This is a genomic window from Paraburkholderia phytofirmans OLGA172 (genome assembly GCF_001634365.1).
GTDB lineage: Bacteria > Pseudomonadota > Gammaproteobacteria > Burkholderiales > Burkholderiaceae > Paraburkholderia.
Genome location: NZ_CP014579.1, coordinates 523,227 through 548,984, shown reverse-complemented (window position 1 = coordinate 548,984; position 25,758 = coordinate 523,227). Strand labels below are relative to the sequence as shown.

Below are 25,758 nucleotides of genomic sequence, written 5' to 3'. Positions count from 1 at the left end.
TCCGTATGGCATCGCGTCGCGAGCGTCGACTCGCGGCTGCGTCCGTTCGCGCCTTGTCGATTTTCGATGGCGCGGGCAGACGCGTGGATAAACGCGTGCGTTGCAAACATGCAGCAAGCGCGAGTACCGACGTCGATAAGGAGCCGCCATGCCGGACAGTGACAGTTATCCCATATGCCGCTCACCTCTATCTTTGCCTGAGGAAAGCGAGTAGACGTTCGTCGATATGCGCATAGTGCGCCCGACCTCCATGTCTGCTGGCTTTCCGCGAACCGCGTTAAGCCAACGCCTGGAGAAATATCATGAACTTCGGCCTCCTTCTGTCGCAACTGCCGCACGTTGAAGAATCACGCGTCCACTACGACGCCATGCTGGCGCTGCATGCCAGCGAACCGCACAGGTTCGCTGCATTCTGGCAACGCCTTAAAACGCTCGTTTCGTAATCTTCCGCGCCCTTTTCCGTCATACGCAAGCGACGCCGTTTTTCGACGGTACACGCCCTTACGTATGCCGGAGGTGCGCAATGTCCTTTCAATAACCAGAATCAGGGGAAAAAACAAAATGTCCACTCCAGCTAACGTCTCACCGCCGCGCAGCGCCGTGCTTGACTCTGCACACGTCGGCGACATCAGGGGTGCGCTGGGCACCATCGCCCACCACGACACCGCGCCGCGCACCAACTGGTGGGCTCGCATCCGTACACTGCTGGCCATTCTCGGCCCCGGCCTCATCGTGATGGTCGGCGACAACGATGCAGGCGCCTTCGGCACCTATACCCAGGCCGGGCAGAACTACGGCACCACGTTGCTGTGGACCATCCTGCTGCTGGTACCGGTCCTCTTCGTCAATCAGGAAATGGTGCTGCGACTGGGCGCCGTCACCGGTGTCGGACACGCGCGCCTCATCTTCGAGCGCTTCGGCAAGTTCTGGGGTGCGTTCAGCGTCGTCGATCTGTTCATTCTTAACGCGCTGACCATCGTGACCGAGTTCATCGGCATCACTTTCGTCCTTGACTTCTTTGGTATCTCCAAGTTTCTGGGCGTCTGCATTGCAGCGGCGCTGACGATGGCCGCAGTCAGTACAGGCAATTTCAGGCGCTTCGAACGCTTTGCCGTCGTACTGTGCATCTTGAGTCTGCTGCTGGTGCCCGTGCTGGTGTCGATTCACCCGCCGGTCGGCCAGATGACGCGCGATTTCCTCATTCCGAACTGGCCCGCCCATTCGAAACTGAGCGACGTGATGCTGCTGGTCATCGGTATCGTCGGCACCACCGTTGCACCATGGCAACTGTTTTTCCAGCAAAGCTACATTGTCGACAAACGCATCACGCCGCGTTTCATGAAGTACGAAAAGGCTGACCTGTGGATTGGCATTGTGTTCGTGCTGATTGGCGCAGTGGCGATGATTTCATTTTGCGCCGCCCTGTATGCCGGCAAGCCTGAGTTCGGCAATTTCACGGACGCGGGTGGCGTGATTGCAGGTCTGGAGAAATACGCGGGCCGCACCTCGGCCACGCTCTTCGCTGTTGCGCTGCTCGATGCCTGCATCATTGGCGCTGCTGCCGTGTCGCTGTCGACCGCGTACGCCATCGGCGACGTGTTCAAGATTCGCCACTCGCTGCATCGCCCCGTGTCGGACGCCAAGGGTTTCTATCTCGTCTACTTCGGCATTGTTGCGGCCGCAGCAACGCTTGTGCTGATTCCAGGCAGCCCGCTTGGTCTGCTGACTGAAGCTGTGCAAACGCTCGCGGGCGTGCTGCTGCCGAGCGCTACGGTATTTTTGCTTCTGCTGTGCAACGACCGCGCGGTGCTTGGCCCGTGGGTCAACTCGAAGAAACTGAACGTCTTCACGGGGGCCGTTGTGTGGGTGCTGGTGATGCTGTCCATCATCCTGACCGCCTCGGTCGTCTACCCGGACATCACGGGTGAAACGATTCTGGAAACGCTCGCTGGCGGAACACTCCTGGCCATCCTCGGCTATGCCGCCACGGTCGGCATTCGCCGAGTCCGTCGCGAAGCCGCGGATGGACCAGTGCAACAGTATCCGAAGAGCGCCCGGGACACGTGGCGCATGCCGCCGCTGGACGAACTGCCGCCGCCGAATCTCACGCTGGCCAAGCGTGTCTGGATGGGCGTGCTGCGCGGCTACCTGCTGCTAGCCGTTGGCCTTGTTGTTTTGAAGGTCGTGCAGATGACACTCCTGAAGTAGGACTAGCACCCTCCGATCGCAAGTTCACTCATTCGCTCAAACGCAGTCAACATCCCGTCGTCGCCTGGCGACGGGAACATAGAACGTGAAGGTGGATGTCGTGAGCCGGTCTCGACTTCTCTCTGCTCGTGCAGTGCACCTCGCGGCGTGCCGTCGGCCGCGCGGCGGGATAGCGCTCGGGCGCAAAAGCTTGCGAGGAAAGCCACTCAGCCTCGCTTAATGAATGTCAACAGACGTCACATATCGATGTGCACCCGTCCTGCCGTGCCCGCGCGCACGGCATTTATTTGCGCTGAATGCCTCGAGAATGGCCTTGATTAAGGGGAAACCCGTATAATTGAGCGCAAGAGGTCAGACAACTATAGGACACAATAGTGGTCAAGACCCTGGCCCGCGCCCGGCCGCGCCCACCCTGAAAAGCCCCTCTCTCCCAGACCCGTGAACTCGACTGCGACTGCGACTGCGACCGCCCTGCCTTTCCGAAACGCCCTGCTAGCGATGCTCGGCATCGGCCTCGTCAACATGCTGGTCGCACTCGACCAGACTGTAGTCAGCACCGCACTGCCTTCGATCGTCGCCGAACTGCACGGCTTCGAGTACTACGCATGGATTGCCAGCGCGTACCTGCTGGCGTCGGTGGTGACTGTCCCGGTGTTCGGCCGCCTCGGTGACTATTTCGGCCGCAAGCGTTTCGTGATCGCCGCGGTCATCACGTTCACGGTGGCGTCGGTGCTCTGCGGCGTCGCAAACGACATGCTGTTCCTCGTGATCGCGCGCGGCTTGCAAGGCGTCGGCGGCGGGATGATGGTGGGCACGGCGTTCGCGTCGATACCGGATCTATTCCCCGATCCGCGCGCGCGGGTGCGTTGGCAAGTCGTAATGGCGGCCGCATACGGGATCGGCACCGCAGCGGGTCCGTCGCTGGGTGGCTGGATGAGCGAGCATTGGGGCTGGCGCTCCACCTTCCTGATCAACCTGCCGGTCGGCGCCGCCGCGCTCTATTTCATCTGGGCGCATCTGCCCAACTTCCGGCGGCCGCACGAGGGCGAAGTCAAGATCGACTGGCTCGGCGCAGCACTGGTCACCGCCGTGTTGGGCGGCCTGCAGGCTTTCATCGAAGCCGTGCCTAAAGATGGCCTGACGCCCGGCAACCTGGCGCTGGCGGCCTTCGTGAGCGTGGGTGCCGTCGCGTTGCTGGTGTGCGAGAAACGCGCCACGCACCCGATCATTCCGCTCGACCTCTTCAAGGATGCGCAACTCGTCACCCTGTTCATACTCGGCTTCCTGTCCGGCTTCGTGATGTTCTCGCTGATCTTCTTCGCGCCACTGCTGCTGCAAGGCGGCTTCGGATTGTCGCCGCAACACGCCGGTCTTCTCGCTACGCCGATCGCCGCCTGCATCGCGCTCGGCAGCCTGCTGAATACGCGCATCGTCATTCACATGAAGAAGCCCACGCGGATTCTGTCGATTGGGTTCGCGCTGCTGTTGTTCGCGTCGATCGCGTTGGCGTTTGCCAATCCGCAGACGCCGCACGTGTGGATCGAATTGCCGATGGCGGCCGTCGGCATCGGCCTGGGTTTCATTCTGAACAATCTGAATGTGTTCGGCCAGGAGATCGCCGGGCGTGAACGCTTCGGCATCACGACCGCACTACTGCAGTCCACGCGGATGGTGGGGGGGATGCTGGGCACCAGCATTGTGGCAACCGTGGTGCAGCATCATTACCGCAACGTGGTCACGCGCACGATGAGCGTGCTCGGCGAGCCGGCCGTATCGCAATGGCAGCCGCGTTTCGTCGATCTGCGCATCCTGATCGATGAAGCAGTGCGCGCGAAACTGATTGCGGATATGAAGACGTCGGGGCTCAATACGCTGGCGCTGATCGACACGGCACGCGATGCATTGGTGCAGTCGATTCATATCGGCGTGTGGCTGACGGCGGTGGCGGCGCTTGCAGCGGCGTTGCTCGTGCAGCGCATCTCGCACGTTGTGTTTCGCCGGAGTTGAGCGCGCTAGAGCCGCGGTAGTTGATCGCGGCAGCTTGCGGCGGCCCCGCGGGCCGCCGCCCGGATCATGAAAAACTCAGCGCACCAGACACGGGCGCTTGTTATCGAAGGTCCAGTTCGGAATCAGGTACTGCATAGCCACGCCGTCGTCGCGTGCGCCGAGGCCATGTTGCCGATACAGCGCGTGCGCCTTCTCGATCTCGTCCATATCCAACTCGACACCGAGGCCGGCGGCCTGAGGCACCTTGACCTTGCCGCCGACGATCTGCAACGGCTCGCGCGTCAGGCGCTGACCGTCCTGCCAGATCCAGTGCGTGTCGATCGCCGTGATCTTGCCGGGCGCCGCAGCCGCGACATGCGTGAACATCGCGAGCGAAATGTCGAAGTGATTGTTCGAGTGCGAACCCCACGTGAGACCCCAGTCGTTGCACATCTGCGCCACGCGCACCGAGCCCTGCATGGTCCAGAAGTGCGGATCGGCAAGCGGAATATCCACCGACTGCAACCGGATCGCATGCCCCATCTGGCGCCAGTCGGTAGCGATCATGTTGGTCGCCGTCGGCAAACCGGTCGCACGGCGGAATTCGGCCATCACCTCGCGGCCCGAGTAGCCGTTTTCCGCGCCGCACGGGTCTTCCGCATAAGCCAGCACGTCGTGCTTGTCGCGGCACAGGCGCACCGCTTCCGCGAGCGACCATGCGCCATTCGGATCGAGTGTGACGCGGGCATTGGGGAACCGCTCGGCGAGCGCCGTGACCGCTTCGATTTCGGCGTCGCCGGGCAACACACCGCCCTTGAGCTTGAAATCGTTGAAGCCATAGCGCGCTTGCGCTGCCTCGGCAAGCCGCACCACCGCCTCGGGCGTCATGGCTTCTTCGGTACGCACACGCTCCCAGTCGTCGCGCCCTTGCGCGCCACTGGCATAGGGCAGATCGGTTTTCTTGCGGTCGCCGATATAGAACAGGTAACCGAGCATTTCCACTTCGTCGCGTTGCTGACCTTCGCCGAGCAGTGCCGCGACAGGCACGCCCAGATGCTGGCCGAGCAGATCGAGCAGCGCGGCTTCGAGCGCGGTCACCGCGTGAATGGTGGTGCGCAGGTCGAAAGTCTGCAGGCCTCGGCCGCCGGCGTCGCGGTCGGCGAACTGCGTACGTGCCTTGTTCAGGATAGCTTGCAAATTACCGATCGACTGGCCGACGACCAACGGACGCGCGTCGTCGATGGTCTTGCGGATGCTCTCGCCGCCCGGCACTTCGCCGACACCGGTATGACCGGCACTGTCGCGCAGAATGACGATATTGCGTGTGAAGAACGGGCCATGCGCGCCGCTCAGATTCATCAGCATGCTGTCGCGGCCGGCGACGGGCACGACGCGCAGCTCGGTCACGATCGGCGTAGCGTTCGATGGGGATGAGTTCGTGGACATGAGATTGGGACCAGGTGAGTTAGTAAGCCGACTGGCGGGAAACATGACGTTGCGTGATCGCATTCGACACCCGCACCGGACAGCAATCGGAACGTGCGTGCTTCGTGATGGACGGTTTCGACGGTTAGTGGGCTTTGCTATGAAGCGGCTGCGGCAGCGCGTCGCGGTTCACCCTGCGATTGCGGGTCAGGAAGCCGGCCGCCGCCGCGATCAGCGACGCCACGCCCAAGCCGTACAGGCCGCCGGTGATCGAGCCGGTGTGCTGCTGCAGATAGCCAAAGGCAGCCGGTGCGAAGAACCCGCCGAGGTTACCGACCGAATTGATCAGCGCAATGACGGCAGCCGCAACGCGCGCGTCCAGATAACCCTGCGGAATCGGCCAGAACAGCGAAGCCGCCGCCTTGAAGCCGATCGCCGAGAAGCAGATCGCCACGAAAGACAGCACCGGATTACCCGACGTCGAGGCGAACAGCCCACACGCCGCAATCACGAGCGCCACGGCCAGCCACGCCTGCTGGAAACGCCACTTCGCCGACAACACGGCGAAGCAGTACATGGCGAACATGGCGATGAGCCAAGGGATGGCATTGAACATGCCGACTTCGAAGTCCGAAAGTCCGCCCATCTTGCGGATGATCGTCGGCAGCCAGAAGGTGGCCGCGTAAATGGTCAGTTGAATCGCAAAGTACAGGAAGCAGAACAGCAGGATCTGCGGGTCCTTCAGCAGCTTCATGGCCGGCAAATGCGCGCCGCCGTGCGCCTCGCGCTCGGCCTGCTCCGCGGCGATCGAGCTTTCGAGAACGGACTGCTCTTCAGCCGTCAGCCACGAGGCGTCGCGAATGCGCGACTTCAGCAGCATCCAGCTGACACCGCACAGCACGATTGAGAAGCCGCCTTCAATGAGAAACATCCATTGCCAGCCATGCAAGCCGAATCCGCGAATGGACAGCAGGCTGCCGGTAATCGGACCGGACAGCACCGACGCCAGTGCGGAGCCCGAGAGAAAAACCGCCACGGCCTTGCCCCGCTCTTTCTGCGGCAGCCATTGTGTGAAATAAAACACCACACCTGGGAAGAAGCCGGCTTCAGCGATGCCGAGCAGGAATCGCAGCACGTAGAAAGACGTATCGTTCCACACAAACGCCATGGCGGCCGCGACCAGCCCCCAGGTGCCCATGATGCGGGTCAGCCAGGCGCGTGCACCGTACTTCTGCATCAATACGTTCGACGGCACTTCGAACAGCGCATAGCCGACAAAGAACAACCCGCTCCCCAGGCCGTATGCGGCAGCGCCGATGCCGAGGTCCGTCTGCATGTGGGAATTGACGAAGCCGATGTTCACGCGGTCGATATAGTTCGCGATGAACATGATCAGGAAAAGCGGCAGAACGTTCCGCTTGACCTTCGAGACCGCGGACTCAAGCGGGTCGGCGGCGGGGGCGAGAGCAGATGTCAAGGTTGTCTCCAGTTTCGGCCACTCGGAAGGCCTGATCGAACGGAACGCGGCGCATTCGAGCAGGCCGGGTAATTTGGGTCTGAATCGCATGATATGTTGTCTGACGACAGTCTACTATCTTGCGTCCGTCGAATCCAACGAGGTGTTTACCCTGCCATCCGAGTCATACGCACTGGGAGACGGCAGCTAATGTAACGCTTCACCATCAAAAATGCCGATCCAAAATAAGACGTCTGACAACTGAAAAATTGAGCTCCGATTGCACCGGCCGTAACAGGTCTACGCGCGATCCCAAGCAAGCGGCCAGCGCGCGAGATTCGAACCGTGATCATTTGGACTGACACTATGATGGCTATGTCGAACCGTCACATGACGTCGCACGCACACGCAACGTGTGTATTTCCAGTCGATAAGTCAACACGCCACAGAAATGAGCAGCCTGACTGAGAAGGTGGTGGCCACCCTTTCCGATGAAATCCGGCGCGGCACCACGAATGCACGACGCCCACTATCTGGCTAGGACGCCAAAATTTCACGATGTGGCATGAGCCCTTGCTTCGTAAAAAATCGTGGTGCGTGGCACAAATTCGCCATTTCGCAATGCCGCCCCGCGTTGCACATCTTGAAATGACGATGCCAAGCCTTTATTTTTAAACGATATTTTTTGATAAAAAGAACCCGCTAACAACCCCTTGCGCCATGACGCGCTGGCGTAGACTCTTTTACAAGAGCCGACGGTTCATAGGACGCAGCGAAAAGGGTGCAGCAAAAGACGGGACGAAAACGCAGTCGCAGCAAGTCCCAAGCCCCCCGACCTGAGGCCGCCGCAGCATCGCAGTTTTTAATTGGCAATTGGGAGACTAAAAATGGAAGGCTTTCGCTTTGAATCGACCCAGGGAGCGTTTTACATTTTGCCGGGCCAAGGTGGTTGGGAGGCAACCTACGGCAACGAGACGCTCGGTGAATTTTCCTGCCCGGAACAGGCAGCCGATGAAGTCGCACGTGGCCTGACCTGCCCGCATCTGACCGAAGTCGATACGTCGACGCTCGAGATCCCCGAAAAACTCAGCGAATGGGAAATCGTTCACGTGTGAGGGCAGATATGACCACCCCCGCACGCGTAGAAACGACGATGGCGCTCCTGAAGAGCGCCATCGTCTTGCTTACCGCGTACTTTCGCACTTATTTCCGTGCTTGCTTCGGCACCTTGGGCGACAGCCTCAGCACCTCATTCAGGTCATCAAGCGACCGCGTCCACAATCTTGTTCAGCGTCGCGCTCGGGCGCATGGCCTTGCTCGTCAGTTCGACACTCGGACGGTAGTAACCGCCGATAGCCACCGGCTTGCCTTGCGCTGCACCCAGCTCTTCGATGATCTTCGCTTCGTTGTCGGCCATCGCCTTCGCCACGCCGGCGAACTGCGCCTGCAATGCGGCATCTTCGGTTTGCGCAGCGAGTGCCTCAGCCCAGTACATGGCCAGGTAGAAGTGGCTGCCGCGGTTGTCGATACCGCCAACCTTGCGCGCCGGCGACTTGTCGTTGTCGAGGAACTTGCCCGTTGCCTGATCCAGCGTCTTGGCCAGCACCTGCGCCTTCGGGTTGTGATACGCGCCGCTCAGGTGTTCGAGCGAAGCCGCCAACGCCAGGAATTCGCCGAGCGAATCCCAACGCAGGAAACCTTCTTCGACCAGTTGCTGAACGTGCTTCGGCGCCGAACCGCCCGCGCCCGTTTCGAACATGCCGCCACCCGCCATCAGCGGAACGATCGACAGCATCTTCGCGCTGGTGCCCAGTTCCATGATCGGGAACAGGTCGGTCAGGTAGTCGCGCAGCACGTTGCCGGTGACCGAGATCGTGTCCTTGCCGGCGCGGATGCGCTCGATCGAGAACTTCGTGGCTTCGACCGGCGTCATGACGCGGATATCCAGACCGCTAGTGTCGTGATCCTTCAGGTATTGCTCGACCTTCTTGATGATCTGGGCGTCGTGCGCGCGCGCCGCGTCCAGCCAGAAAATAGCCGGCGTGTTGGTGGCGCGAGCGCGGTTCACTGCGAGCTTGACCCAATCCTGAACCGGCGCGTCCTTGGTCTGGCACATGCGCCAGATGTCGCCTGCTTCAACCGCCTGCTCGATCAGCAACGTACCGGCTGCGTCGGTCACGCGCACCACGCCGTTTGCCGGGATCTGGAACGTCTTGTCGTGTGAACCGTATTCTTCAGCAGCTTGTGCCATCAGACCGACGTTGGGCACCGTGCCCATGGTGACCGGGTCGAATGCGCCGTTCTTCTTGCAATCTTCGATCACAGCCTGGTAGACATCGGCGTAGCAACGGTCCGGAATCACGGCCTTGGCGTCGTGCAGTGCGCCGTCCGCGCCCCACATCTTGCCCGACTCGCGAATCATGGCCGGCATGGAGGCGTCGACGATCACGTCGCTCGGCACGTGCAGGCTGGTGATGCCCTTGTCCGAGTTGACCATGGCCAGTTGCGGGCGTTGCGCGTATTGCGCCTTGATGTCGGCTTCGATCGCTTCACGCGTTTCAGCCGGCAGGTCCTTCAGACGCGCGTACAGATCGCCGATACCGTTGTTCGGGTTGAAGCCGGCTTGCGCCAGCGCGTCGGCGTGCTTGGTCAGCACGTCTTTGTAGAACACCGAGACCACGTGACCGAAGATGATCGGATCCGACACCTTCATCATGGTCGCTTTCAGATGCACCGAGAACAGCACGCCCTTGCTCTTCGCATCGGCGATTTCTGCTTCGATGAAGTTGCGCAGCGCGTTCTTGCTGAGCACCGACGCGTCGATGATCTCGCCCGCTTGCACGGCCGTCTTTTCTTTCAGGACCTTCGTCGAGCCGTCGGCCGCGATCAGTTCGATCTTCACGGCGCCGGCCGCTGCGATCAGCGCCGATTTTTCGCTGCCGTAGAAATCGCCGCCGCTCATGTGCGCCACGTGCGACTTCGAGTCCGCGCTCCACGCGCCCATCTTGTGCGGGTGCTTGCGTGCGTAGTTCTTGACCGACAGCGGCGCGCGGCGATCCGAATTGCCTTCGCGCAGCACCGGGTTCACCGCGCTGCCCTTGATCTTGTCGTAGCGCGCCTTGACGTCTTTCTCTTCGTCGGTCTTCGCTTCGTCCGGATAGGACGGCAGCTTGAAGCCCTGATCGCGCAGTTCGGTAATCGCGGCCTTCAGTTGCGGCACCGAAGCGCTGATGTTCGGCAGCTTGATGATGTTCGCTTCCGGACGCGTGGTGAGTCCACCCAGTTCCGCCAGATCGTCGGAACCCTTCTGTTCCGCGGTCAGGTAATCCGGAAATGCAGCGATGATCCGGCCGGCAAGCGAGATATCGCGCGTTTCGACGATCACGTCGGACGAGCGCGTGAACGCCTTGACGATCGGCAGCAGCGAATAAGTCGCCAGAGCAGGCGCTTCGTCGGTCAGGGTGTAGATGATCTTCGGCGATGTGGACATGTTTGATGCTTTGCTTGGTGAAGTGATAGACAGAGCGTTGGTGGCGCTGAGCCGCGAAGTTGCGACAAAGCAGCAAGAACGCGGCGCGACCCACGGCACTACTTTTTACGGCACGAACGTGAGTATATGCGTGTTTTCCAGTACTCGCTGCTAAACAAACATATCCCCGCCACGCCCCGAACAGGGTCGAGCCCCGCCAGACAAGGCTTACGGCTCATTACCCTATGTCTTAAGACAGATGTCTTATAGATGACTTGCGACGCTGAATAAATTATAAATGCGAATCAGATGCATTACTATTCGTGCGAAATCGAAGTTTGTATTGCAGCGCGTAGCGTGGCCTTCGGACCTGACCACGCCGGACGGCGACGCGATGATCATCCGCGAGACCACGCACCGCTTCAGTCCGCTGTCGTTTCACCGTTCGATGGTTGGGCGGCGCCTGCCGATTCTGCTCACGGCCGCTGGACGCGCTTACTTTGCGATGTGCCCCGAGGGCGAACGCGAGGACATTCTCGAGTTGCTGCGTTCGGGTGCGGGCGGAGACGAGCAGAAGGCGCTCGCTTCCAATGATGCGTTGATCAAAAGCCTGGTACGGCGAGTTCGCGCGGACGGCTTCGGATCGAACCACGGCGATTGGGCCGCGCAGAGCAAAATCGGCGCGGTTGCCGTCGCGATCGTCTCGCAGGAGCGTGTGCTGGCAAGTCTGAACGTGGTGTTTCTCTCACGCGCGGTCACGTTGGCCGAGGCGACGCGGCGCTATGTGCCGGAACTACAGGCCGCCGCGCAGGAGATGAGCGAGGCGCTGGAAGCGGAGGAATCCGCGAGCGGTACGGATAAAGACTGAGCGAACGGTAGTCACTCACGCAGCGCGATTGAAAATGTGACTGGAGTGAAGCGATCCGAATCTGGTACAACTGATGTCCAATGGCTAGTCCTGACCTGCAGGTGACACGATGAACGCATTCCGGTTTCAAACGGTGCCGGCCATGGTGGTCGAGTTCGGCGCGGCGCGCCGTCTCGGCGCGTTGTTGCGCGCGCAATTTCCGTCGCTCACACGCGTGTGCGTGGTGACGGATGGTTTTCTACACAAGAGCGGGCTGCTGAATCCGGCGCTCGCCGATCTCGCGGCACACGGCTGGAAACCCACCGTGATCGACGACGTCATCGCCGATCCGCCAGAGCACATCGTGCTCGAGGCGACGTCGCGCGCACGCGAGACCGGCGTGGAGATCGTGCTGGGACTCGGCGGCGGTTCGTCGATGGACGTGGCGAAGCTGATTGCCGTGCTGGCTCCGCAAGACCAGCAGGCGCTCAGCGAGATGTACGGCGTGAACAAGGTCACGGTGTCGCGCTTGCCGCTCGTGCAGATGCCGACCACCGCAGGCACCGGCTCCGAAGTCACGGCCGTGTCGATCGTGACGGTGGGCGAGGCGAAGAAGATGGGCGTGGTCGCACCGCAACTGGTCGCCGATCTGGCGATTCTCGACGCGGAACTCACGCTCGGGCTGCCTGCTGCCGCGACGGCGGCGACCGGCGTCGACGCGATGGTTCACGCGATCGAGGCGTACACGTCCGCGCATTTGAAGAACCCGGTGTCCGACATGCTGGCGGTGAAAGCGCTCGACCTGCTGTCGCGCAATCTGTTGCCCGCATGCGAGAACGGCCAGAATCGCGAGGCGCGCGAAGCGATGTTGCTCGGCGCGGCGTTCGCCGGTCAGGCATTCGCCAATTCGCCGGTGGCTGCAGTGCATGCGCTCGCGTATCCGATCGGGGGCATTTATCACGTCCCGCACGGTCTTTCGAATGCACTCGTGCTGCCGCACGTGTTGCGGTTCAACGCCGAAGCGGCGGCACAGCTGTACGCCGAACTCGCAGACGTGATCGTGCCGGGTATGACGGGCAGCGCCGAGGGCAAGACGCTGGCGTTGATCGAACGGCTCGAACAGATGATTGCCGCGACCGCGATTCCGGCCCGGTTGCGCGATGTCGGCATCGAACGTAGCGGGCTCGAGCGGATGGCGAGCGACGCGATGTTGCAAACGCGGCTTCTGGTGAATAATCCGCGGCCTGTTACTGAGGCCGATGCGTTGGAGATTTATACCGCTGCGTTTTAATCGGCGTGGGGTGTCATTGAGGGCGTATGTGAGGGCGGGGGCCGCTGCCATGTTTGGCGGCGGCTCGATGCTGTTACGTCCATTGGACGCGTTACGTAGCACGGACGCGGAACACGCCGTGGCCACCTTAGCCCGAATCGTGTTTTTGATGCGATAAATTCTTCATATCATAGTTTTTTAAACCACATGTGTGCTTAATTATCGAGATGAAGCGATAACTCGCGTCTGGCGCGCAACTTGCAGTGTTGGTCCCGCCAATATTCGTTCAACGGGGACACCATGCAAAAATTCGTCGGTCGGACAGCCATCGCTATTGCGACGTCTACATTACTCGCGCTCTACGGTTGCGGATCCAGCCTCAATACTCCAGGAAGCGGGCTTGGCGGGGGCGGGCTCGGCGGGACTTCGGGTGTCTTGGGCACGTCGGGGAGTTCGGGCACTTCGGGTAGCTCCGGCGCCAGTAGCTCAGGCTCTAGTTCCGGAGCAAGCAGTTCGGGGTCTAGCTCTGGGTCTAGCTCTGGGTCTAGCTCTGGGTCTAGCTCTGGGTCTAGCTCTGGGTCTAGCTCCGGGTCCAGCTCTGGGTCCAGCTCCGGTTCCAGCTCCGGTTCCAGCTCCGGTTCCAGCTCCGGTTCCAGCTCCGGCTCAAGCTCCGGCTCAAGCTCCGGTTCCAGCTCCGGCTCCAGCTCCGGTTCCAGCTCCGGTTCCAGCTCCGGCTCAAGCTCCGGCGCCTCCACCACTCCTCTCGCCAACGTCGCCACCCTGGGCGGCAACCTCATCACCGCCTTGGGCACGACCACCGCGGATACGGGCTCCAGGATCACGGGTACATCAGTCCCTGGCGTCAACGGCGCAACGACTGCGAATCTAAGCGCCGCATTCACTGATCTCGGCAACGGCGTCAAGTCCCTCGGCAACGGCACGGCTGCAGGCCTGGGCACCCTGGGCAGCTCGGCCAATCCGCTTGGCCCGACCCTGACCTCCACATCGGGTCTCGTTACCAACGCGGGCGCGGCCGTTACTGCGGTCGGCGGCGCGATGACGAGTCTCGGAACCGGGCGTCTCGCGCCGCTCGCACCCATCACGTCGACCTTGGGTACGGTTGTCGGTGATGTCGGCAACGGCGTCGTCAAAGTTGGCTCGGGAGTGAACTCGGCGCTGGCCAGCGCGCCGGTTCAACAGTCCGAGACCCAACTAGGCACGGCCATCAACCCGATCACCCTCATGGCCTCGAATACGACGCAATCCATCGGCAACAACACGGGCCTCGGCGCACCGCTCAACAACTTGCTGAGCACCATCGGCAGCGGGCTCGATTCGACCGGCCAAAAAGTGTCGGGCGCGACCGGCAATCAGGTGGGTAACGATACCGGCGGCGTAGCGAGCCAGCTGGGCAAGACGGTCACGAGCACGGGCGGACTGCTGACGGGCGCGACGACCAATCCGTCGGCGCCGATCGCCGGCCAGCCGGGCCCGCTTGGCGCAGTGGGGGGATCCGGGGGCGGCAGCAGCATCCCGCCGTTGACGGGCCTGATCGGCAACCTCGGTTCGCTCGGTGGGAACGGCAGCACCGGTAACCCGCTCGCACCCGTCACCAGCCTCGTCACCACGCTGACCTCGAGCGCCAGCGGCGCGGCTGGCAAGACCTCGCCGCTCGCGCCGGTCACCGGCCTCGTGACGGGCTTGACCGGCAGTGCGGGTAGCGGTTCGACCAGCACGAATCCGCTAGCGCCGGTGACGAACATTGTCAGCGGATTGCTTGGTGGCGTTGCCGGCAAATAGGCGATCGTTCGGCACAGCGGCCGGGACTTAAAAAATCAAAAGCCCGGCCGCTATCTATGTCATGAATACGAGGATGACATGAACTCCACTCTGGATAACGTAGCGCACGTAGAAGAGCAGCGGCCGCGTTCGGCGACGCCGTTTTCCGTTGGCCTGCTTGGCATCGCGGGCGGCCTTCTGACGCTCTGGCTGCTACGCGACAGCACTGCGCTGGACGGCGCAGGCCGCAGCACCGCCGCCTGTCTCGCGATCATCGCGACGGTCGCGCTATACGAACTGTTTGTCGCACGCGTGTATCTACGCCCAAGCGCCGGACTTGCCGGCCAGGCGGTTCGGCCGCTCAGTGTTGCGCGCGTGGGTTTGCGCCTTGCCGCGCTGGCTTCCGTGTACGCCGGAATCGGTCTGCTCTACTGGCTGTTGCCCGAGTATCACGGCACGTTCTATAACCCCTTCTGGTCGCTGATCCGTACGCTCGCACCGTATCTGATCGTGGCGGCGCCGTTTTACTTTGCGTGGATGGACAGGTGTCAGCGTGAAACCGATGATGCCTATATGCTGTGGGGCCGCCTGGTGTTTTGCGGGCAGCGCCCAGGCAACTGGAAGCCCGTGCGTGAAATGCTGGCCGGATGGATGGTGAAAGCGTTCTTCCTGCCGCTGATGATCACCTATCTTTCCACCGACGCGGACCATATCGGTGCATCGCTCGCGACCGCCATGAACGCGCCGTTCTCGCTTGCGACGTTCAGTTTCATGTACGACCTGTCCTTCACGATGGACCTGATGTTCGGCACTGTAGGTTATCTGTGCACACTGCGCATTCTCGATACTCACGTGCGCAGCGCGGAACCCACCACGCTCGGCTGGCTGGTTGCGCTTATCTGTTACCAGCCGTTCTGGTCGCTGATCTCGACGCAGTACATCCACTACCAGGGTTCGATGTTCTGGGACAACTGGCTGATATCCGTGCCCATTGTCCGAATCATCTGGGGCACCATGATAATTGCCTTGGTCCTCTGCTACGCGCTTTCCACCATCGCGTTCGGCTTGCGGTTTTCGAACTTGACCAATCGCGGCATCATCACCTCGGGACCTTATCGCTTCACGAAGCATCCCGCCTACATCGCGAAGAATCTTTCGTTCTGGATGGTGGCGGTGCCGTTCGTCGAACCGTTGGGCTGGCAAGTCGCGCTCACGCACTGCGCCGCGCTGGCGGGTGTGAATCTGGTGTATTTCATGCGCGCCAAAACCGAGGAGCGGCATCTAATGAACGATCCCGACTATCGTGCTTACGCGGAATGGATTACGAAAAATGGGTTGTTCGCCAGGATCGCACGCGCGTTTCAATAAGGTGTTTATGCTACCAACGCGGTAGATCGCGTTATTTTGCACCGCACCATTCTTCAATGGCGTGAGGACAGGTTACGTAACGTGCGGGACGCGATCACGATTCGCGGCTTAGCGCCAGCACATTGGCCAGCCCTGCCTTTGGGTGTGAGAACAGGAAGCCTTGCGCCAACGCCTCCGGCCATGATGCGCTCAGCCATTGCAATTGTGCTTTGGTCTCGACGCCGTTCACCACGACGTGCACATCGAGCGCATGGAGCAGATCCAGTAACGCCGACATCACCACGCAGGCGCGAGGATCGCGCGGAACCACGGCCATCAGCTCAGCCGCGATCGTAACGGTGTCCACATCGAGCGTGCCGAGCAGTGCAAGCGACGATGCGCCGTTGCCCCACCTGCCCAGCGAGATGCCGGCTCCCGCGGACCGAAGGCCGGCGGTCAAAGTACGCAAAGACAGGAGACCTGCCGCGTCAACGCTGTCGGGTACTTCGATTTCAAGCAGATTAGCCGGCACGCCATACGAACGCGCGACGCGCGTGAGGTCGTCGGCAAACGATTCGAGCACGGCCACTTCCGCCGGCAGCGTGATCGCGACCGGCAGCAGCGCCATCTTCGAACAGAGGCAGCCGCCCAGCTCACGGCAGACGCCGTCGAGGACGAACAAGGCCATCTCCAGTGCGACCTGCGGGTGCTCGAGCGGCATCGTGAAACTGCCGGGAAGCAGCAGCCCGTAGTCAGGATGCGTCCATCGGACCTGCGCTTCAAGGCGCGCCAGCGCTCCACTTGCCGCGCGGTAGGCACCTTGAAACACGAGATGAAACTCGCCCGCGCGCAGACCTTCGCGGACCCGGTTTTCCAGTTCGCTCAGCGCCATAGCATCGTCGAGCGAGTCGTCCCAATCGGTCTGCACAACGCAAGCGGTACGCGTGCCGAACGTGATTGCGAGCGATATGGGCTTTTCATAGTCGAGCGTTAGCATGTAGCAAGCATATTTTATCTGCGCTAACGTAAGCACATCTCGCGCCATGTGACGCGTTCGCTGTCATACCAAACCGGGACGGAAGCTGAAGATCCCTGCTGGGCAACGGTTCCCGGCGAGACAGTCAAACCTGTTGAAGCGTAATTTCACTCTCCAACCGTCGGTATGAACGCAAACGTTACGTAGCGTTTCGCATCGGCGGTACGGGGCATCGCTCAGGGCGTTGAACGCGGCGATTGCCGCAAGTCCGCCCCTTCAAACTGACAACTTGTGTCATGCCTCGCGAATAGAATCGCTATACGACAAGCGGTGAACTAAGGTTCCGCACTGCAGCAATAAGATTTGACCGAGAAAAAAAGATTTACTAGTATCGGCACCCACGCGGCATGTAACTACTGCGCATTCCTCACACAGTCATTCAAGGCGGGCGATGCTTCAGATCCCTCTCACCGACGCCGATTGGGCGCGCGTCCAAAGTCTTTTTCCCGTGGTTGCGTCCGGTCGCGGGCGCCCCCGCCGCAGCGACCGCGAGATTCTCAACGCGATACTTTGGGTGCTGCAAACGAAAGAAAAGTGGCACAGGCTGCCGGCGACTTTTCCGCCGCAGCAGACTTGCTATCTTCGGTATGTGGAATGGAAAAAAACGGGCCTTCTAGACCAGGTGAATGAGCGTCTTCCGCTGTGCGGTCTGGCGCAGCCGGCCTGCTAGATCGGCGAGCGATTGTTTGCATTCCGCTGCGTTCGGCGCGCCGGCGCGGAGCGCGTTCAAGGTTCACGCGCTGCGACAGCGCGCACAAGCCAAACGAATCACGCCGTGTGCATGTTCGATGCATATGGCGTCCTGACCACGGGCCTTCGGAAGCGCCGCCGCTAACAGTACGCCGCCTCTCCAGCCTTTGATTCGATACTTAGAAGCGCGTACGAATACCCGTCGTCAACTCCAACTGGTTCTTCGCGCCGAACGTCGTCGCGATGACATAGCCACTGTGCAGCTTCATATAGTCGCCGGCTACGTAAAGCTCGGTGCGCCTGGACAGGTGATAGAACACCGAAGCGTACAAGGTTTCCTTGTAGCCACTGCCGGTACCCGTATTCGGATCGAAGCCGAGATTGGCATTGGCGATGCTGCCGTTGTCGTCGAAGGCGGCGTTCGACGTGTGCATCTGCTGATAGCCGAGTTCGTAGTCGAGCGGACCCTTCGGCGCCAGCTTGAACGATACCGTCCACGCATTGTCACGGCGTTGGCCCAGCGCACCCTGATCGCCGGTGTAGTGGAAGTAGCCGGCATTCACGCGGAAGATGCTGTACGTGTAATTGCCGCCCACCGAGTAGGTCTTATTGGTGAAGCCGTTATTGTTGACGTGGTTGTAGAACGACGACAGATTGAACGGACCGCCGTCATAGCCGAGCGCGACGGCGTACGTGGCGTTGTTGCCGAAGCTCGTCTTGTTACCGAACGCATAGCCCGCCGATGTGAAAACGCCGTTGTTCCACAGCTTCTTCCAGACAAGGCCGTTCTGGTAACGGGTGCCGGTTGCGCTGCCCGCGTAGAAAATCAATTGCTTGAAGTTGTTGGTGTTGGTCCAGCCGCCTTCTTCGGTAGTCAGCTGCGCACTGGTGTACGGATCGCCGTAGATCGCAGCCGCGTCGCGCGCAATGGTGTTCTGGAAGCCGGCCGTGAACTTGCCGAAGGTGTCGCTCTCCACGCCCACCCATGCATCGCGGTCGAAGATCTGGCCCGGGTCTTCCATGGCGCCGTCGCTCACGCGGTACTCGGCTTCCAGCTTGAAAATCGCTTTCACGCCGCCACCCAGATCTTCCGCACCCCTCATACCGAAGCGGCTGCCGCTGAACCACGGTTCGCCGTTGATACCCATCGAAATCACGTGCTTGCCGTCAGCATTCGCGTTGGTCTGGTAAGACACTGCACTCAGATCCATCAAGCCGTAAAGCTGTACGTTCGATTGCGCGTGAGCGCTTCCCATCGCCAATGCGCCGGCGCTCGCCACCAGCAACAAGCTGCTTTTTTTTACCATCGTCCCCTCCGATCCTGCTGCGTTGAAATGATCTGATATCCACTTGAGTAGCAGCACAAAGGATAGTCAGACCAACCCTTCACACCTCTTTCGCGGGAGCGCAGGAAACGTCGGTGAAAACACTAAACGAGAATGGTATTGACAATGGTCGAGCGAGCGATTCAGCACTGCGCCAACGCGTTATAACGCCTCGGCAAACGCTTCGCGCGGCACTTCTTCGCGCAGGATGTAGCCAAGCCCGCGCAAGGTCATGATCTTCGCGCTGGAGCTTGCAAGATGCTTGCGCAAGCGGTGAATGTAGATGTCGATGGCATCGGCGCTGAGTTCGTCGTCGAGCGTGAAGACCTTGTCCATCAAGGTGGACTTCGAGACTGTCTTGCCCTGCTTCAGCATCAGCGTTTCGAGGATGGCATGTTCGCGCCGCCGCAACGGCAACGGTTCGCTTTGCAGTACGAATTCGCGGGAATCGAACAGATAGCGCAGATCGCCGCAGTCGATCGACTGGCCCTTGTCGCCGGCCGCCTGGCGGCGGATTAGCGCCTTGATGCGCGCCACTAGTTCGCGTGCGTCGAAGGGTTTGACGACATAGTCGTCGGCGCCGGCCGAGAAGCAGGCCACTTTGTCGTCGGTCGAACCGTTGGCGGTGAGCATCAGCACCGGCACGTTGTCGCGTTTGCGGCGCAGACGCGCCAGCACGTCCTTGCCGCCAATGCCCGGCAGCCGCAGATCGAGCAGCACCGCGTCGTAGCACTGCAGGCCGAGCAGCGTCTCCGCCCGCTCGCCGTCCTGCGCCCAGTCAACCACGAAATTCTCGACCTGCATCAGGTTCATCACCCAGCGCGCGAGGTCAGCGTCGTCTTCAACGAGCAGCAGTTTCATAAGTTTCCCCTGATGTGGCCGCGCATCACACCGCTGCCGACCATAGTCGCATCTCGACGGTGGCGACCAGGCCGACTCCGCCCTCTCCCGGCTCGAGTGTTACCGTGCCGCCTTGCCGGTGGGCGATCTCGCGCACGATCGGCAAGCCGAGACCGGTTCCGTCGGCGTGATTCGATGCACGATAGAAACGCTCGAACACGCGCGCCCTCGCCTCGGCTTTGATACCCGGCCCGTTGTCGAGCACACGCACGGTCGCCCTGTCATGGCTGCGCTGCGTGTGCACGGTGACGCAGCCGCCGGGCTGCGTATAGCGCAACGCGTTGTCGACGAGATTGGTGACGAGCGCCGCGGTCAACGCCTCGTCGCCGGTCACGTATAAACCGTCTTCCAGTTCAGCACCCAGATCGATTTCACGCGACTGCGCAAATGCGATCAGCTCCTCCAGCACGCCCGCAATCAACGCGCTCAGATCGACCCGTTCGCGCGTATTGGATGGCGCAGCGGACTCGGCCTGAGCGAGCAGCAATAGTTTGTTGGTCAAGGTGGTCAGCTTACGGCTGCTTTTATGCATGCCGGCCAGTGCTTCGGTGAGCGGCACGTCCCGATTCTCACGTTGCCGCGCGAACTGGATCTGCGCCACCAGCAGCGCGAGCGGCGTGCGCAACTGATGCGCGGCGTCGGAGATGAACTGCCGCTGAGTCGCGGCCTGCTGGCCCATGCGCGCGATGCACTGGTTGATCGCTTCGACGATCGGCCTCAATTCGACGTGCAAACGCGCCACGCGTATCGGTTCAAGTTGCGACGCGTTGCGATCGGCGACGTCGTCTTTCACCTTCATCAACGGCCGCAATTCGAAGGTCAGCCCGAGATAGACGAACACCATCGCGAGCACCAGCGTGAGCACCTCGCCGAATAGTTGCGGACGCAACAGACGCCACACCATGGCGTCGCGCGAGCCTTCCGTCTTCGCGACCGCCACGACGACTTCTTCGGTGCGGCCCGAGTCATAGAGCTGCCGCAAGTAAGCAACCGCGCGTACGGGGCGGCCATCGTCGAGATGCGTGGAGTAGAGCATCGGAAAGTCGCCTACGCCGCGCGGCACGGGCAACTCGAGACTGCCGGCCAGCAAGCGGTGGCCGCTCGCTTCGACGCGATAGAACACGCTGTCCTGTTCCGGCGACTCGAACAACTCGAGCGCGGCCGGCGGAATCTGGATCGACACGTTGCCGTTATCCCAGTCGATGTCCTCGCCAATGATGCGCATCGACGATAGCAACGCGTTATCCTGAACCAGGTCGGCCGTGGTCTGCGCGTTGCGATACGAAATCACGCCGGAAATGGACACGAACGCCGCCAGTGGCAGCAAGAGCCACCACAGCAAGCGTCCGCGCAAACTGCCTGAAAACACGATTCGTCGTCCCTCTCTTCGGGAAGCCGGCGCACCTCGTCTCGAGAGGCGCCAGCATCCATCTTACGGCTTGACCTCGTTGACAAACTGATTGGTGAAAGTACGCGACAGATCGATGTGCCGGTCTTTCACCGACGGATTGAAGCCCGCCAGTACCTTCAGTACCGTTTCCGGACCGTCGGCGGGCATCTTGCCGTCCGCCGTGTACATAGGCAGCGAAGCCTTCAATGCACTGACATAGAGCGCCTTGTCGCTGCCGACATAGTCTTTCGGCATTTGCGCGGCAATTTCCTCAGCGCTGTGCGTATGCAGATACTGCAGCGTCTTCACGAAGGCGCGTGCGAGTTTGGCCGCTTCCTGCTGATGCGTGTCGAGCCACGCGCTCTGCACGTACAGGCTCGAAGCCGGGTACGTGCCGCCGAGCGCGGCACGCGTGCCTTCGACATTGCGCATATCGATCAGCACCTTGGCGTCCCCCGACTTGAGCAGTTGCGACACGGTCGGCTCGGTGGTCATGCCCGCGTCGATGCGGTTCTGCCTGATCGCCGCGATAAAGCTGTTGTCCGCGCCGACCGGCAGCACCGTGTATTGCGAGCTCGGCACACCCTTGAGATTCGCCAGGTACTGCGTCAGAAAATTGGTCGACGAGCCGAGCCCGGTCACGCCGAGCGTTTTACCCTTCACGTCGGCCATGCTTTTGATCGTGTCGGCCTGCTTCGTCGCCACCATCTCCACTTCGCCGGGCACCTGGCCGAATACCACAATCGCCTTCACTTCCTTGCCCTTGGCCTGCAGGTCGATCGAATGATCGTAGAAACCGACCACGGCCTGCACGCCGCCCGAGAGCAGTTCGTTTTCCGCATCGACACCCGCCGGTTGCGACAGCAGTTCGACGTCGAGGCCTTCCGCCTTGAAGTAGCCGAGCTGCTCGGTCAAACGCGCGGGCAGATAGATGAGCTTGGTAATCCCGCCCACCATGATCACGACTTTCTCCGGCGCAGAGGCCTGCGCGGGCGCCGCCGGTTGGACGATCAGCAGGAGTGAAAGCGAAGCCGCGACAGCGGCATGGACGGCGCGCGAAAGGCGCGTCAAAGCAGGGTTCATTGTGGATGTCTCCGTTATATCCCGCGTGCGCGGTGGGCGTTTGATGGATCGCCTGCCAAAAATTCTAGGGGCGCGAATCCTTCCCGAAGCTTTCGCACACGCATTTCCTGTACCGATCGCGGGTTTGTCCCGACTACCTTCAGAGCCGCCGATTTGAAGCGGCTGATTTAACCGGCCTGAGGCCGTTCCGTCGGCGCACGCGGAAACGACACGGTCACGTGCACGCCTTTGCCGCCCTCGCCCGGCTTGAGCGCGATCTCTCCGTGGTGCGCGTCCGCGATTTCGCGCACGATGGCGAGGCCCAGCCCCGTTCCCTCCGTATCCGCCGACGCCCGGAAAAACGGTTCGAACACCCGGCTGCGCGACTCGGCCGGAATGCCGGGGCCGTCGTCCAGCACCGACACGGCGACCGAATCGCCATGGGCGCTGACCGCCACCGTGACGTGGCCGCCACTGCCGGTATAGCGGATCGCGTTCTCCGCGAGGTTGGCGATCAACGCCTGAAGCAGGCCACGATGCCCGGCCACCGGCGCGGGGCCGCTCAGTTCCGCGCCCAGATCGATGTCCCGAGCCTGCGCGAGCAGCGCCAGATCTTCCACCACTTCCATTGCAAGCGGCACCAGATCCACCGTTTCCACCGCCAGTTGCCTGTTGTCGGCAGCCTCGGCCTGCGCGAGCAACAGCAGCTTGTTGGTGAGTCCGACCATCGAACGGTTGCTGCGGTGCATCGCCGCGAGCGCCTCGTCGAGTGCGGGGTTCAGGCCGTCCTGCTGACGCGCGAACTGCAACTGCGTGCCGAGCAGCGTGAGCGGCGTGCGCAACTGGTGCGCGGCGTCGGCGATAAAACGCCGTTGTGCGGCCACCTGCACGCCGAGCCTGGCGATACATTGATTGATCGCCTCGACGATGGGCCGCAACTCGGTATGCAGGCGCTCGACGCGAATCGGCTCGAGCTGCATGGGGTCGCGGTCGGCGACGTCTTCCTTCACTTTCATCAGCGGCCGCAATTCGAAAGTGAGGCCGATGCAGACCAGTGCGACTGCCAGCACGATCATCTCGATCTGCCGCACGAGTTGCGGCTGCCACAGTTGCTGTGCCATCGCGTCGCGCGAGCGCACCGTCTTGCCGACTGTCACCCGGACGCGGTGTGTCGCGCCGCTGTCGTACATCAGACGCACGAGGCCGACCGCGCGCACGGGCTGGCCATGGAATTCGGCGTCGTAGTGATCGGCCTTGTCGGACGAACTCGCCGCGTGCTGCGGAAAATCCGGCGTGCCGGCCAGCAAGCGGCCGTCATCGACCCGCACGCTGTAGAACACCTGATCGCGATATGGCGACACGAACACTTCAAGCGCGGCGGGCGGCACGTCCACGCGCAGAAAACCGTCCACCCATTCCACTTCACCGGCGATCATCCGCGCCGACGAGATGAGCTGGTTGTCCTGCACCAGATCCGCCGTGTGACGCGCGTTGTCGTACTCGGCTTTGCCGGTGACGAACACGTACAACGCGAGCGGCACCAGCAGCCACCACAGCAGACGCATGCGCAGACTATTGGTCATCTTCTTTCTTGCGCAGCAAGTAGCCAAGACCGCGCAACGTGACGATCGCGGCCGAACTGCCATCGAGTTTCTTGCGCAGCCGCGAAATGTAGATTTCGACGGCGTCCTCGCTCGGCTCGTCTGCGAGCGTGAAGATCGCGTCGACCAGCGCCGGCTTGGTCACCGTCTTGCCCAGACGCAGGATCAGCGTTTCGAGCACCGAGCGCTCGCGCGGCGTGACGTTCAGCGGCGCGCCCTTTAGCGTGAACTGGCGTGTGTCGATGTCGAACGCCAGATCGCCGCACACCACCTCGCTCGCCTTCGACGGCGATTGGCGACGGATCGCCACCTTGATCCGCGCAATCAGCTCGCGCACTTCGAATGGCTTCACCAGGTAGTCGTCCGCGCCGGCGCCGAGCAGCTCCACTTTTTCGTCGATCGAACCGCTCGCCGTCAGGATCAGCACCGGCGTCGCGTCACCGCGCTGGCGCAGACGGCGCAGCACGTTCTTGCCCGACAGCTTCGGCAGATTCAGGTCGAGCAGGATCACGTCGTAGTGGTTGGTGCGCAGCAAGCGGTCGGCGGCGTCGCCGTCCTGCACGGCGTCGAGCGCGAACGCCTCCTGTTCCAGCATCTTCGCGAGCCAGTGCGCCAGCGTGGGGTTGTCTTCGATAAGCAGCAGCTTCATGGCGGGAACGGCGAAATAGGCAACTAAACGCACGGCAAAAGTCAGGACGCCGATTGTGCCGTAAAACAAGGGCTTTGCGCGCGGCTTGCGCAGTTTGTGGCACACGTAGTGGGGTTTGCCTGGGGGGGCGGCACAGTTGCGGTGAATTCTCGGGTTAACACCCATGATTTGCCCACAGCCCCGAAAGCTGCCAGAAGGTTTCCGATTTCTATAATCCCCGTCACTCATCCAGAAAGCGCCGCATCCGCACCTCGCGGCGACCAAACCTAAGGAGACTGCTTCATGCGTACCTTGCGCCAGATTGCCGCTGTGACAGGTGTTGCGTTCACCCTTGCCGCCGCTTCGGCCGCGGCTCACGCCGAGAAGCTGACGATCATGGTCGGCGGCGCCACCAAGATCATCTATCTGCCGGCCAAGCTCACCGAACAGCTCGGCTACTTCAAGGACGAAGGCCTCGACGTCGAAATTCTCTCGCAACCGGCCGGCGTGGATGCGGAAAACGAACTGCTCGCCGGCGCGGTGCAAGGCGTGGTGGGCTTCTACGATCACACCATCGACCTGCAGAGCAAGGGCAAGGAAGTCCAGGCGCTGGTGATTTTCGGCCAGGTGCCGGGTGAAGTGGAAATGGTCTCCACCAAGTCTGCCGAGACGCTTAAGAGCATGGCCGACGTGAAGGGCAAGACGCTCGGCGTGACCGGCCTCGGCTCCTCGACCAGCTTCCTCACGCAATACCTCGCGCAACGCGGGGGCGTGCCGTCCACGCAATACACGCTGCTGCCGGTCGGCGCGGACAACAGCTTTATCGCGGCCATCAAGCAGAACCGCATCGACGCGGGCATGACCACCGAGCCCACCGTCTCGCAGTTGCTGAAGACCGGCGACGCCAAGGTGCTGGTCGATATGCGCACGCTGGAAGGCACGCGCGCCGCGCTCGGCGGCACCTACCCGGCGTCGAGCTTCTACGTGCAGCGCGCATGGGCCGAATCGCACAAGGACGACGCCGCGAAACTCTCGCATGCATTCGCGAAGACGCTGAACTTCATCGCCACGCATAGCGCGGAAGAGATCGCCGCGAAGATGCCGAAGGACTACTACGGCAACAACAAGGACCTGTACGTCGGCGCGCTGAAGGCGTCGCTGCCGATGTTCACGAAGGACGGCAAGATGCCCGCCGACGGCCCGGACACGGTCCTGAAGGTGTTGTCGGCGTTCAATCCTTCGGTGAAGGGCAAGCATATCGACCTCGCCAAGACCTACACCAACGACTACGTGTCGGCAGCGGTCAAGACCGCGGCGAAGTAACGCTCATTCAACATCA

General features: G+C 61.6%; 21 protein-coding genes and 1 pseudogene. 11 read left to right on the top strand and 11 right to left on the bottom strand.

Annotated features, from left to right (window positions below; translation table 11 throughout):
* The first annotated feature begins 302 nt into the window (after positions 1-302).
* From AYM40_RS41965 to AYM40_RS22750, 3 genes are all read left to right on the top strand, one after another.
* On the top strand, positions 303-443 hold the full coding sequence (locus tag AYM40_RS41965; RefSeq protein ID WP_181448454.1) for a hypothetical protein: 141 nt from the start codon (positions 303-305) through the stop codon (positions 441-443).
* A 118-nt stretch (positions 444-561) separates the two neighbouring features.
* Entirely contained in the window at positions 562-2,208 is a 1,647-nt protein-coding gene (locus tag AYM40_RS22755; RefSeq protein WP_063498509.1) for an NRAMP family divalent metal transporter, read from the top strand.
* A 498-nt stretch (positions 2,209-2,706) separates the two neighbouring features.
* Positions 2,707-4,215, top strand: a complete 1,509-nt coding sequence (locus tag AYM40_RS22750; RefSeq protein ID WP_063498508.1) for an MFS transporter — start codon at positions 2,707-2,709, stop codon at positions 4,213-4,215.
* 75 nt (positions 4,216-4,290) lie between these two features.
* Here AYM40_RS22750 and gudD read toward each other — a convergent pair whose 3' ends face one another.
* A complete protein-coding gene (gene gudD, locus AYM40_RS22745) occupies positions 4,291-5,640 on the bottom strand; it encodes a glucarate dehydratase (RefSeq protein WP_063498507.1) in 1,350 nt (449 codons plus the stop codon).
* A gap of 124 nt (positions 5,641-5,764) precedes the next feature.
* The gene (locus tag AYM40_RS22740) at positions 5,765-7,096 is read right to left on the bottom strand and encodes an MFS transporter (RefSeq protein ID WP_063498506.1); all 1,332 of its coding nucleotides are present in this window, start codon (positions 7,094-7,096) and stop codon (positions 5,765-5,767) included.
* An 866-nt stretch (positions 7,097-7,962) separates the two neighbouring features.
* Here AYM40_RS22740 and AYM40_RS22735 point away from each other — a divergent pair.
* Positions 7,963-8,190: a hypothetical protein gene (locus AYM40_RS22735; RefSeq protein WP_063498505.1), complete on the top strand. Its 228-nt coding sequence runs from the start codon at positions 7,963-7,965 to the stop codon at positions 8,188-8,190.
* Positions 8,191-8,336: 146 nt separating this feature from the next.
* Here the strand turns inward: AYM40_RS22735 and AYM40_RS22730 are convergent, their stop codons facing one another.
* Entirely contained in the window at positions 8,337-10,565 is a 2,229-nt protein-coding gene (locus tag AYM40_RS22730; protein ID WP_063498504.1) for an NADP-dependent isocitrate dehydrogenase, read from the bottom strand.
* Here AYM40_RS22730 and AYM40_RS41475 point away from each other — a divergent pair.
* From AYM40_RS41475 to AYM40_RS22720, 3 genes and pseudogenes are all read left to right on the top strand, one after another.
* Positions 10,564-10,719 (top strand): hypothetical protein, encoded by a 156-nt coding sequence (locus AYM40_RS41475; protein WP_158515311.1) that lies wholly within the window; start codon positions 10,564-10,566, stop codon positions 10,717-10,719. The genes AYM40_RS22730 and AYM40_RS41475 overlap by 2 nt on opposite strands.
* 165 nt (positions 10,720-10,884) lie before the next feature.
* Positions 10,885-11,412, top strand: a pseudogene (locus AYM40_RS22725) (DNA-binding transcriptional regulator); the annotation flags it as partial.
* A 109-nt stretch (positions 11,413-11,521) separates the two neighbouring features.
* The gene (locus AYM40_RS22720; protein WP_063498503.1) at positions 11,522-12,682 is read left to right on the top strand and encodes an iron-containing alcohol dehydrogenase; all 1,161 of its coding nucleotides are present in this window, start codon (positions 11,522-11,524) and stop codon (positions 12,680-12,682) included.
* Between the two features lie 338 nt (positions 12,683-13,020).
* Here the strand turns inward: AYM40_RS22720 and AYM40_RS43505 are convergent, their stop codons facing one another.
* Positions 13,021-13,479, bottom strand: a complete 459-nt coding sequence (locus AYM40_RS43505; RefSeq protein WP_335341229.1) for a hypothetical protein — start codon at positions 13,477-13,479, stop codon at positions 13,021-13,023.
* Here AYM40_RS43505 and AYM40_RS22715 point away from each other — a divergent pair.
* Entirely contained in the window at positions 13,466-14,461 is a 996-nt protein-coding gene (locus tag AYM40_RS22715) for a collagen-like triple helix repeat-containing protein (RefSeq protein WP_335341228.1), read from the top strand. The genes AYM40_RS43505 and AYM40_RS22715 overlap by 14 nt on opposite strands.
* Before the next feature lie 78 nt (positions 14,462-14,539).
* Positions 14,540-15,808, top strand: coding sequence for an isoprenylcysteine carboxylmethyltransferase family protein (locus tag AYM40_RS22710; RefSeq protein WP_063498502.1), 1,269 nt, complete (start codon positions 14,540-14,542; stop codon positions 15,806-15,808).
* A 94-nt stretch (positions 15,809-15,902) separates the two neighbouring features.
* Here the strand turns inward: AYM40_RS22710 and AYM40_RS22705 are convergent, their stop codons facing one another.
* Positions 15,903-16,784 carry an EAL domain-containing protein gene (locus AYM40_RS22705; RefSeq protein WP_063498501.1) on the bottom strand — a complete coding sequence of 294 codons (882 nt, stop codon included), beginning with the start codon at positions 16,782-16,784 and terminating at the stop codon, positions 15,903-15,905.
* A gap of 430 nt (positions 16,785-17,214) precedes the next feature.
* On the opposite strand from AYM40_RS22705, the gene AYM40_RS22700 reads away from it, so the two are divergent.
* Positions 17,215-17,493 (top strand): transposase, encoded by a 279-nt coding sequence (locus AYM40_RS22700; RefSeq protein ID WP_063498500.1) that lies wholly within the window; start codon positions 17,215-17,217, stop codon positions 17,491-17,493.
* Positions 17,494-17,692: 199 nt separating this feature from the next.
* On the opposite strand, the gene AYM40_RS22695 is transcribed toward AYM40_RS22700, so the two are convergent.
* The 6 genes from AYM40_RS22695 to AYM40_RS22670 all read right to left on the bottom strand — a co-directional run bounded on the left by AYM40_RS22695 (position 17,693) and on the right by AYM40_RS22670 (position 24,440).
* On the bottom strand, positions 17,693-18,820 hold the full coding sequence (locus tag AYM40_RS22695; protein WP_063498499.1) for a porin: 1,128 nt from the start codon (positions 18,818-18,820) through the stop codon (positions 17,693-17,695).
* A gap of 180 nt (positions 18,821-19,000) precedes the next feature.
* A complete protein-coding gene (locus AYM40_RS22690; RefSeq protein ID WP_063498498.1) occupies positions 19,001-19,699 on the bottom strand; it encodes a response regulator in 699 nt (232 codons plus the stop codon).
* Between the two features lie 25 nt (positions 19,700-19,724).
* On the bottom strand, positions 19,725-21,107 hold the full coding sequence (locus AYM40_RS22685) for a sensor histidine kinase (protein ID WP_063498497.1): 1,383 nt from the start codon (positions 21,105-21,107) through the stop codon (positions 19,725-19,727).
* Positions 21,108-21,170: 63 nt separating this feature from the next.
* Complete coding sequence (locus AYM40_RS22680) at positions 21,171-22,211, bottom strand: ABC transporter substrate-binding protein (protein ID WP_063498496.1); 1,041 nt, start codon at positions 22,209-22,211, stop codon at positions 21,171-21,173.
* Between the two features lie 167 nt (positions 22,212-22,378).
* Positions 22,379-23,773, bottom strand: a complete 1,395-nt coding sequence (locus AYM40_RS22675; protein ID WP_063498495.1) for a sensor histidine kinase — start codon at positions 23,771-23,773, stop codon at positions 22,379-22,381.
* Positions 23,763-24,440: a response regulator gene (locus tag AYM40_RS22670; RefSeq protein ID WP_027778124.1), complete on the bottom strand. Its 678-nt coding sequence runs from the start codon at positions 24,438-24,440 to the stop codon at positions 23,763-23,765. The genes AYM40_RS22675 and AYM40_RS22670 overlap by 11 nt, the downstream gene beginning before the upstream one ends.
* Before the next feature lie 282 nt (positions 24,441-24,722).
* Between AYM40_RS22670 and AYM40_RS22665 the strand changes: the two genes are divergently transcribed.
* Positions 24,723-25,742, top strand: coding sequence for an ABC transporter substrate-binding protein (locus tag AYM40_RS22665; RefSeq protein ID WP_063498494.1), 1,020 nt, complete (start codon positions 24,723-24,725; stop codon positions 25,740-25,742).
* The last annotated feature ends 16 nt before the right edge of the window (positions 25,743-25,758 follow it).

Coding starts and splice junctions, on each gene's coding strand:
- AYM40_RS41965 (WP_181448454.1), top strand. CDS start 303: ATGAACTTCGGCCTCCTTCTGTCGCAACTGCCGCACGTTGAAGAATCA.
- AYM40_RS22755 (WP_063498509.1), top strand. CDS start 562: ATGTCCACTCCAGCTAACGTCTCACCGCCGCGCAGCGCCGTGCTTGAC.
- AYM40_RS22750 (WP_063498508.1), top strand. CDS start 2,707: ATGCTCGGCATCGGCCTCGTCAACATGCTGGTCGCACTCGACCAGACT.
- gudD (WP_063498507.1), bottom strand. CDS start 5,640: ATGTCCACGAACTCATCCCCATCGAACGCTACGCCGATCGTGACCGAG.
- AYM40_RS22735 (WP_063498505.1), top strand. CDS start 7,963: ATGGAAGGCTTTCGCTTTGAATCGACCCAGGGAGCGTTTTACATTTTG.
- AYM40_RS41475 (WP_158515311.1), top strand. CDS start 10,564: ATGTTTGATGCTTTGCTTGGTGAAGTGATAGACAGAGCGTTGGTGGCG.
- AYM40_RS22730 (WP_063498504.1), bottom strand. CDS start 10,565: ATGTCCACATCGCCGAAGATCATCTACACCCTGACCGACGAAGCGCCT.
- AYM40_RS22720 (WP_063498503.1), top strand. CDS start 11,522: ATGAACGCATTCCGGTTTCAAACGGTGCCGGCCATGGTGGTCGAGTTC.
- AYM40_RS22710 (WP_063498502.1), top strand. CDS start 14,540: ATGAACTCCACTCTGGATAACGTAGCGCACGTAGAAGAGCAGCGGCCG.
- AYM40_RS22705 (WP_063498501.1), bottom strand. CDS start 16,784: ATGCTAACGCTCGACTATGAAAAGCCCATATCGCTCGCAATCACGTTC.
- AYM40_RS22700 (WP_063498500.1), top strand. CDS start 17,215: ATGCTTCAGATCCCTCTCACCGACGCCGATTGGGCGCGCGTCCAAAGT.
- AYM40_RS22695 (WP_063498499.1), bottom strand. CDS start 18,820: ATGGTAAAAAAAAGCAGCTTGTTGCTGGTGGCGAGCGCCGGCGCATTG.
- AYM40_RS22690 (WP_063498498.1), bottom strand. CDS start 19,699: ATGAAACTGCTGCTCGTTGAAGACGACGCTGACCTCGCGCGCTGGGTG.
- AYM40_RS22680 (WP_063498496.1), bottom strand. CDS start 22,211: ATGAACCCTGCTTTGACGCGCCTTTCGCGCGCCGTCCATGCCGCTGTC.
- AYM40_RS22675 (WP_063498495.1), bottom strand. CDS start 23,773: ATGACCAATAGTCTGCGCATGCGTCTGCTGTGGTGGCTGCTGGTGCCG.
- AYM40_RS22670 (WP_027778124.1), bottom strand. CDS start 24,440: ATGAAGCTGCTGCTTATCGAAGACAACCCCACGCTGGCGCACTGGCTC.
- AYM40_RS22665 (WP_063498494.1), top strand. CDS start 24,723: ATGCGTACCTTGCGCCAGATTGCCGCTGTGACAGGTGTTGCGTTCACC.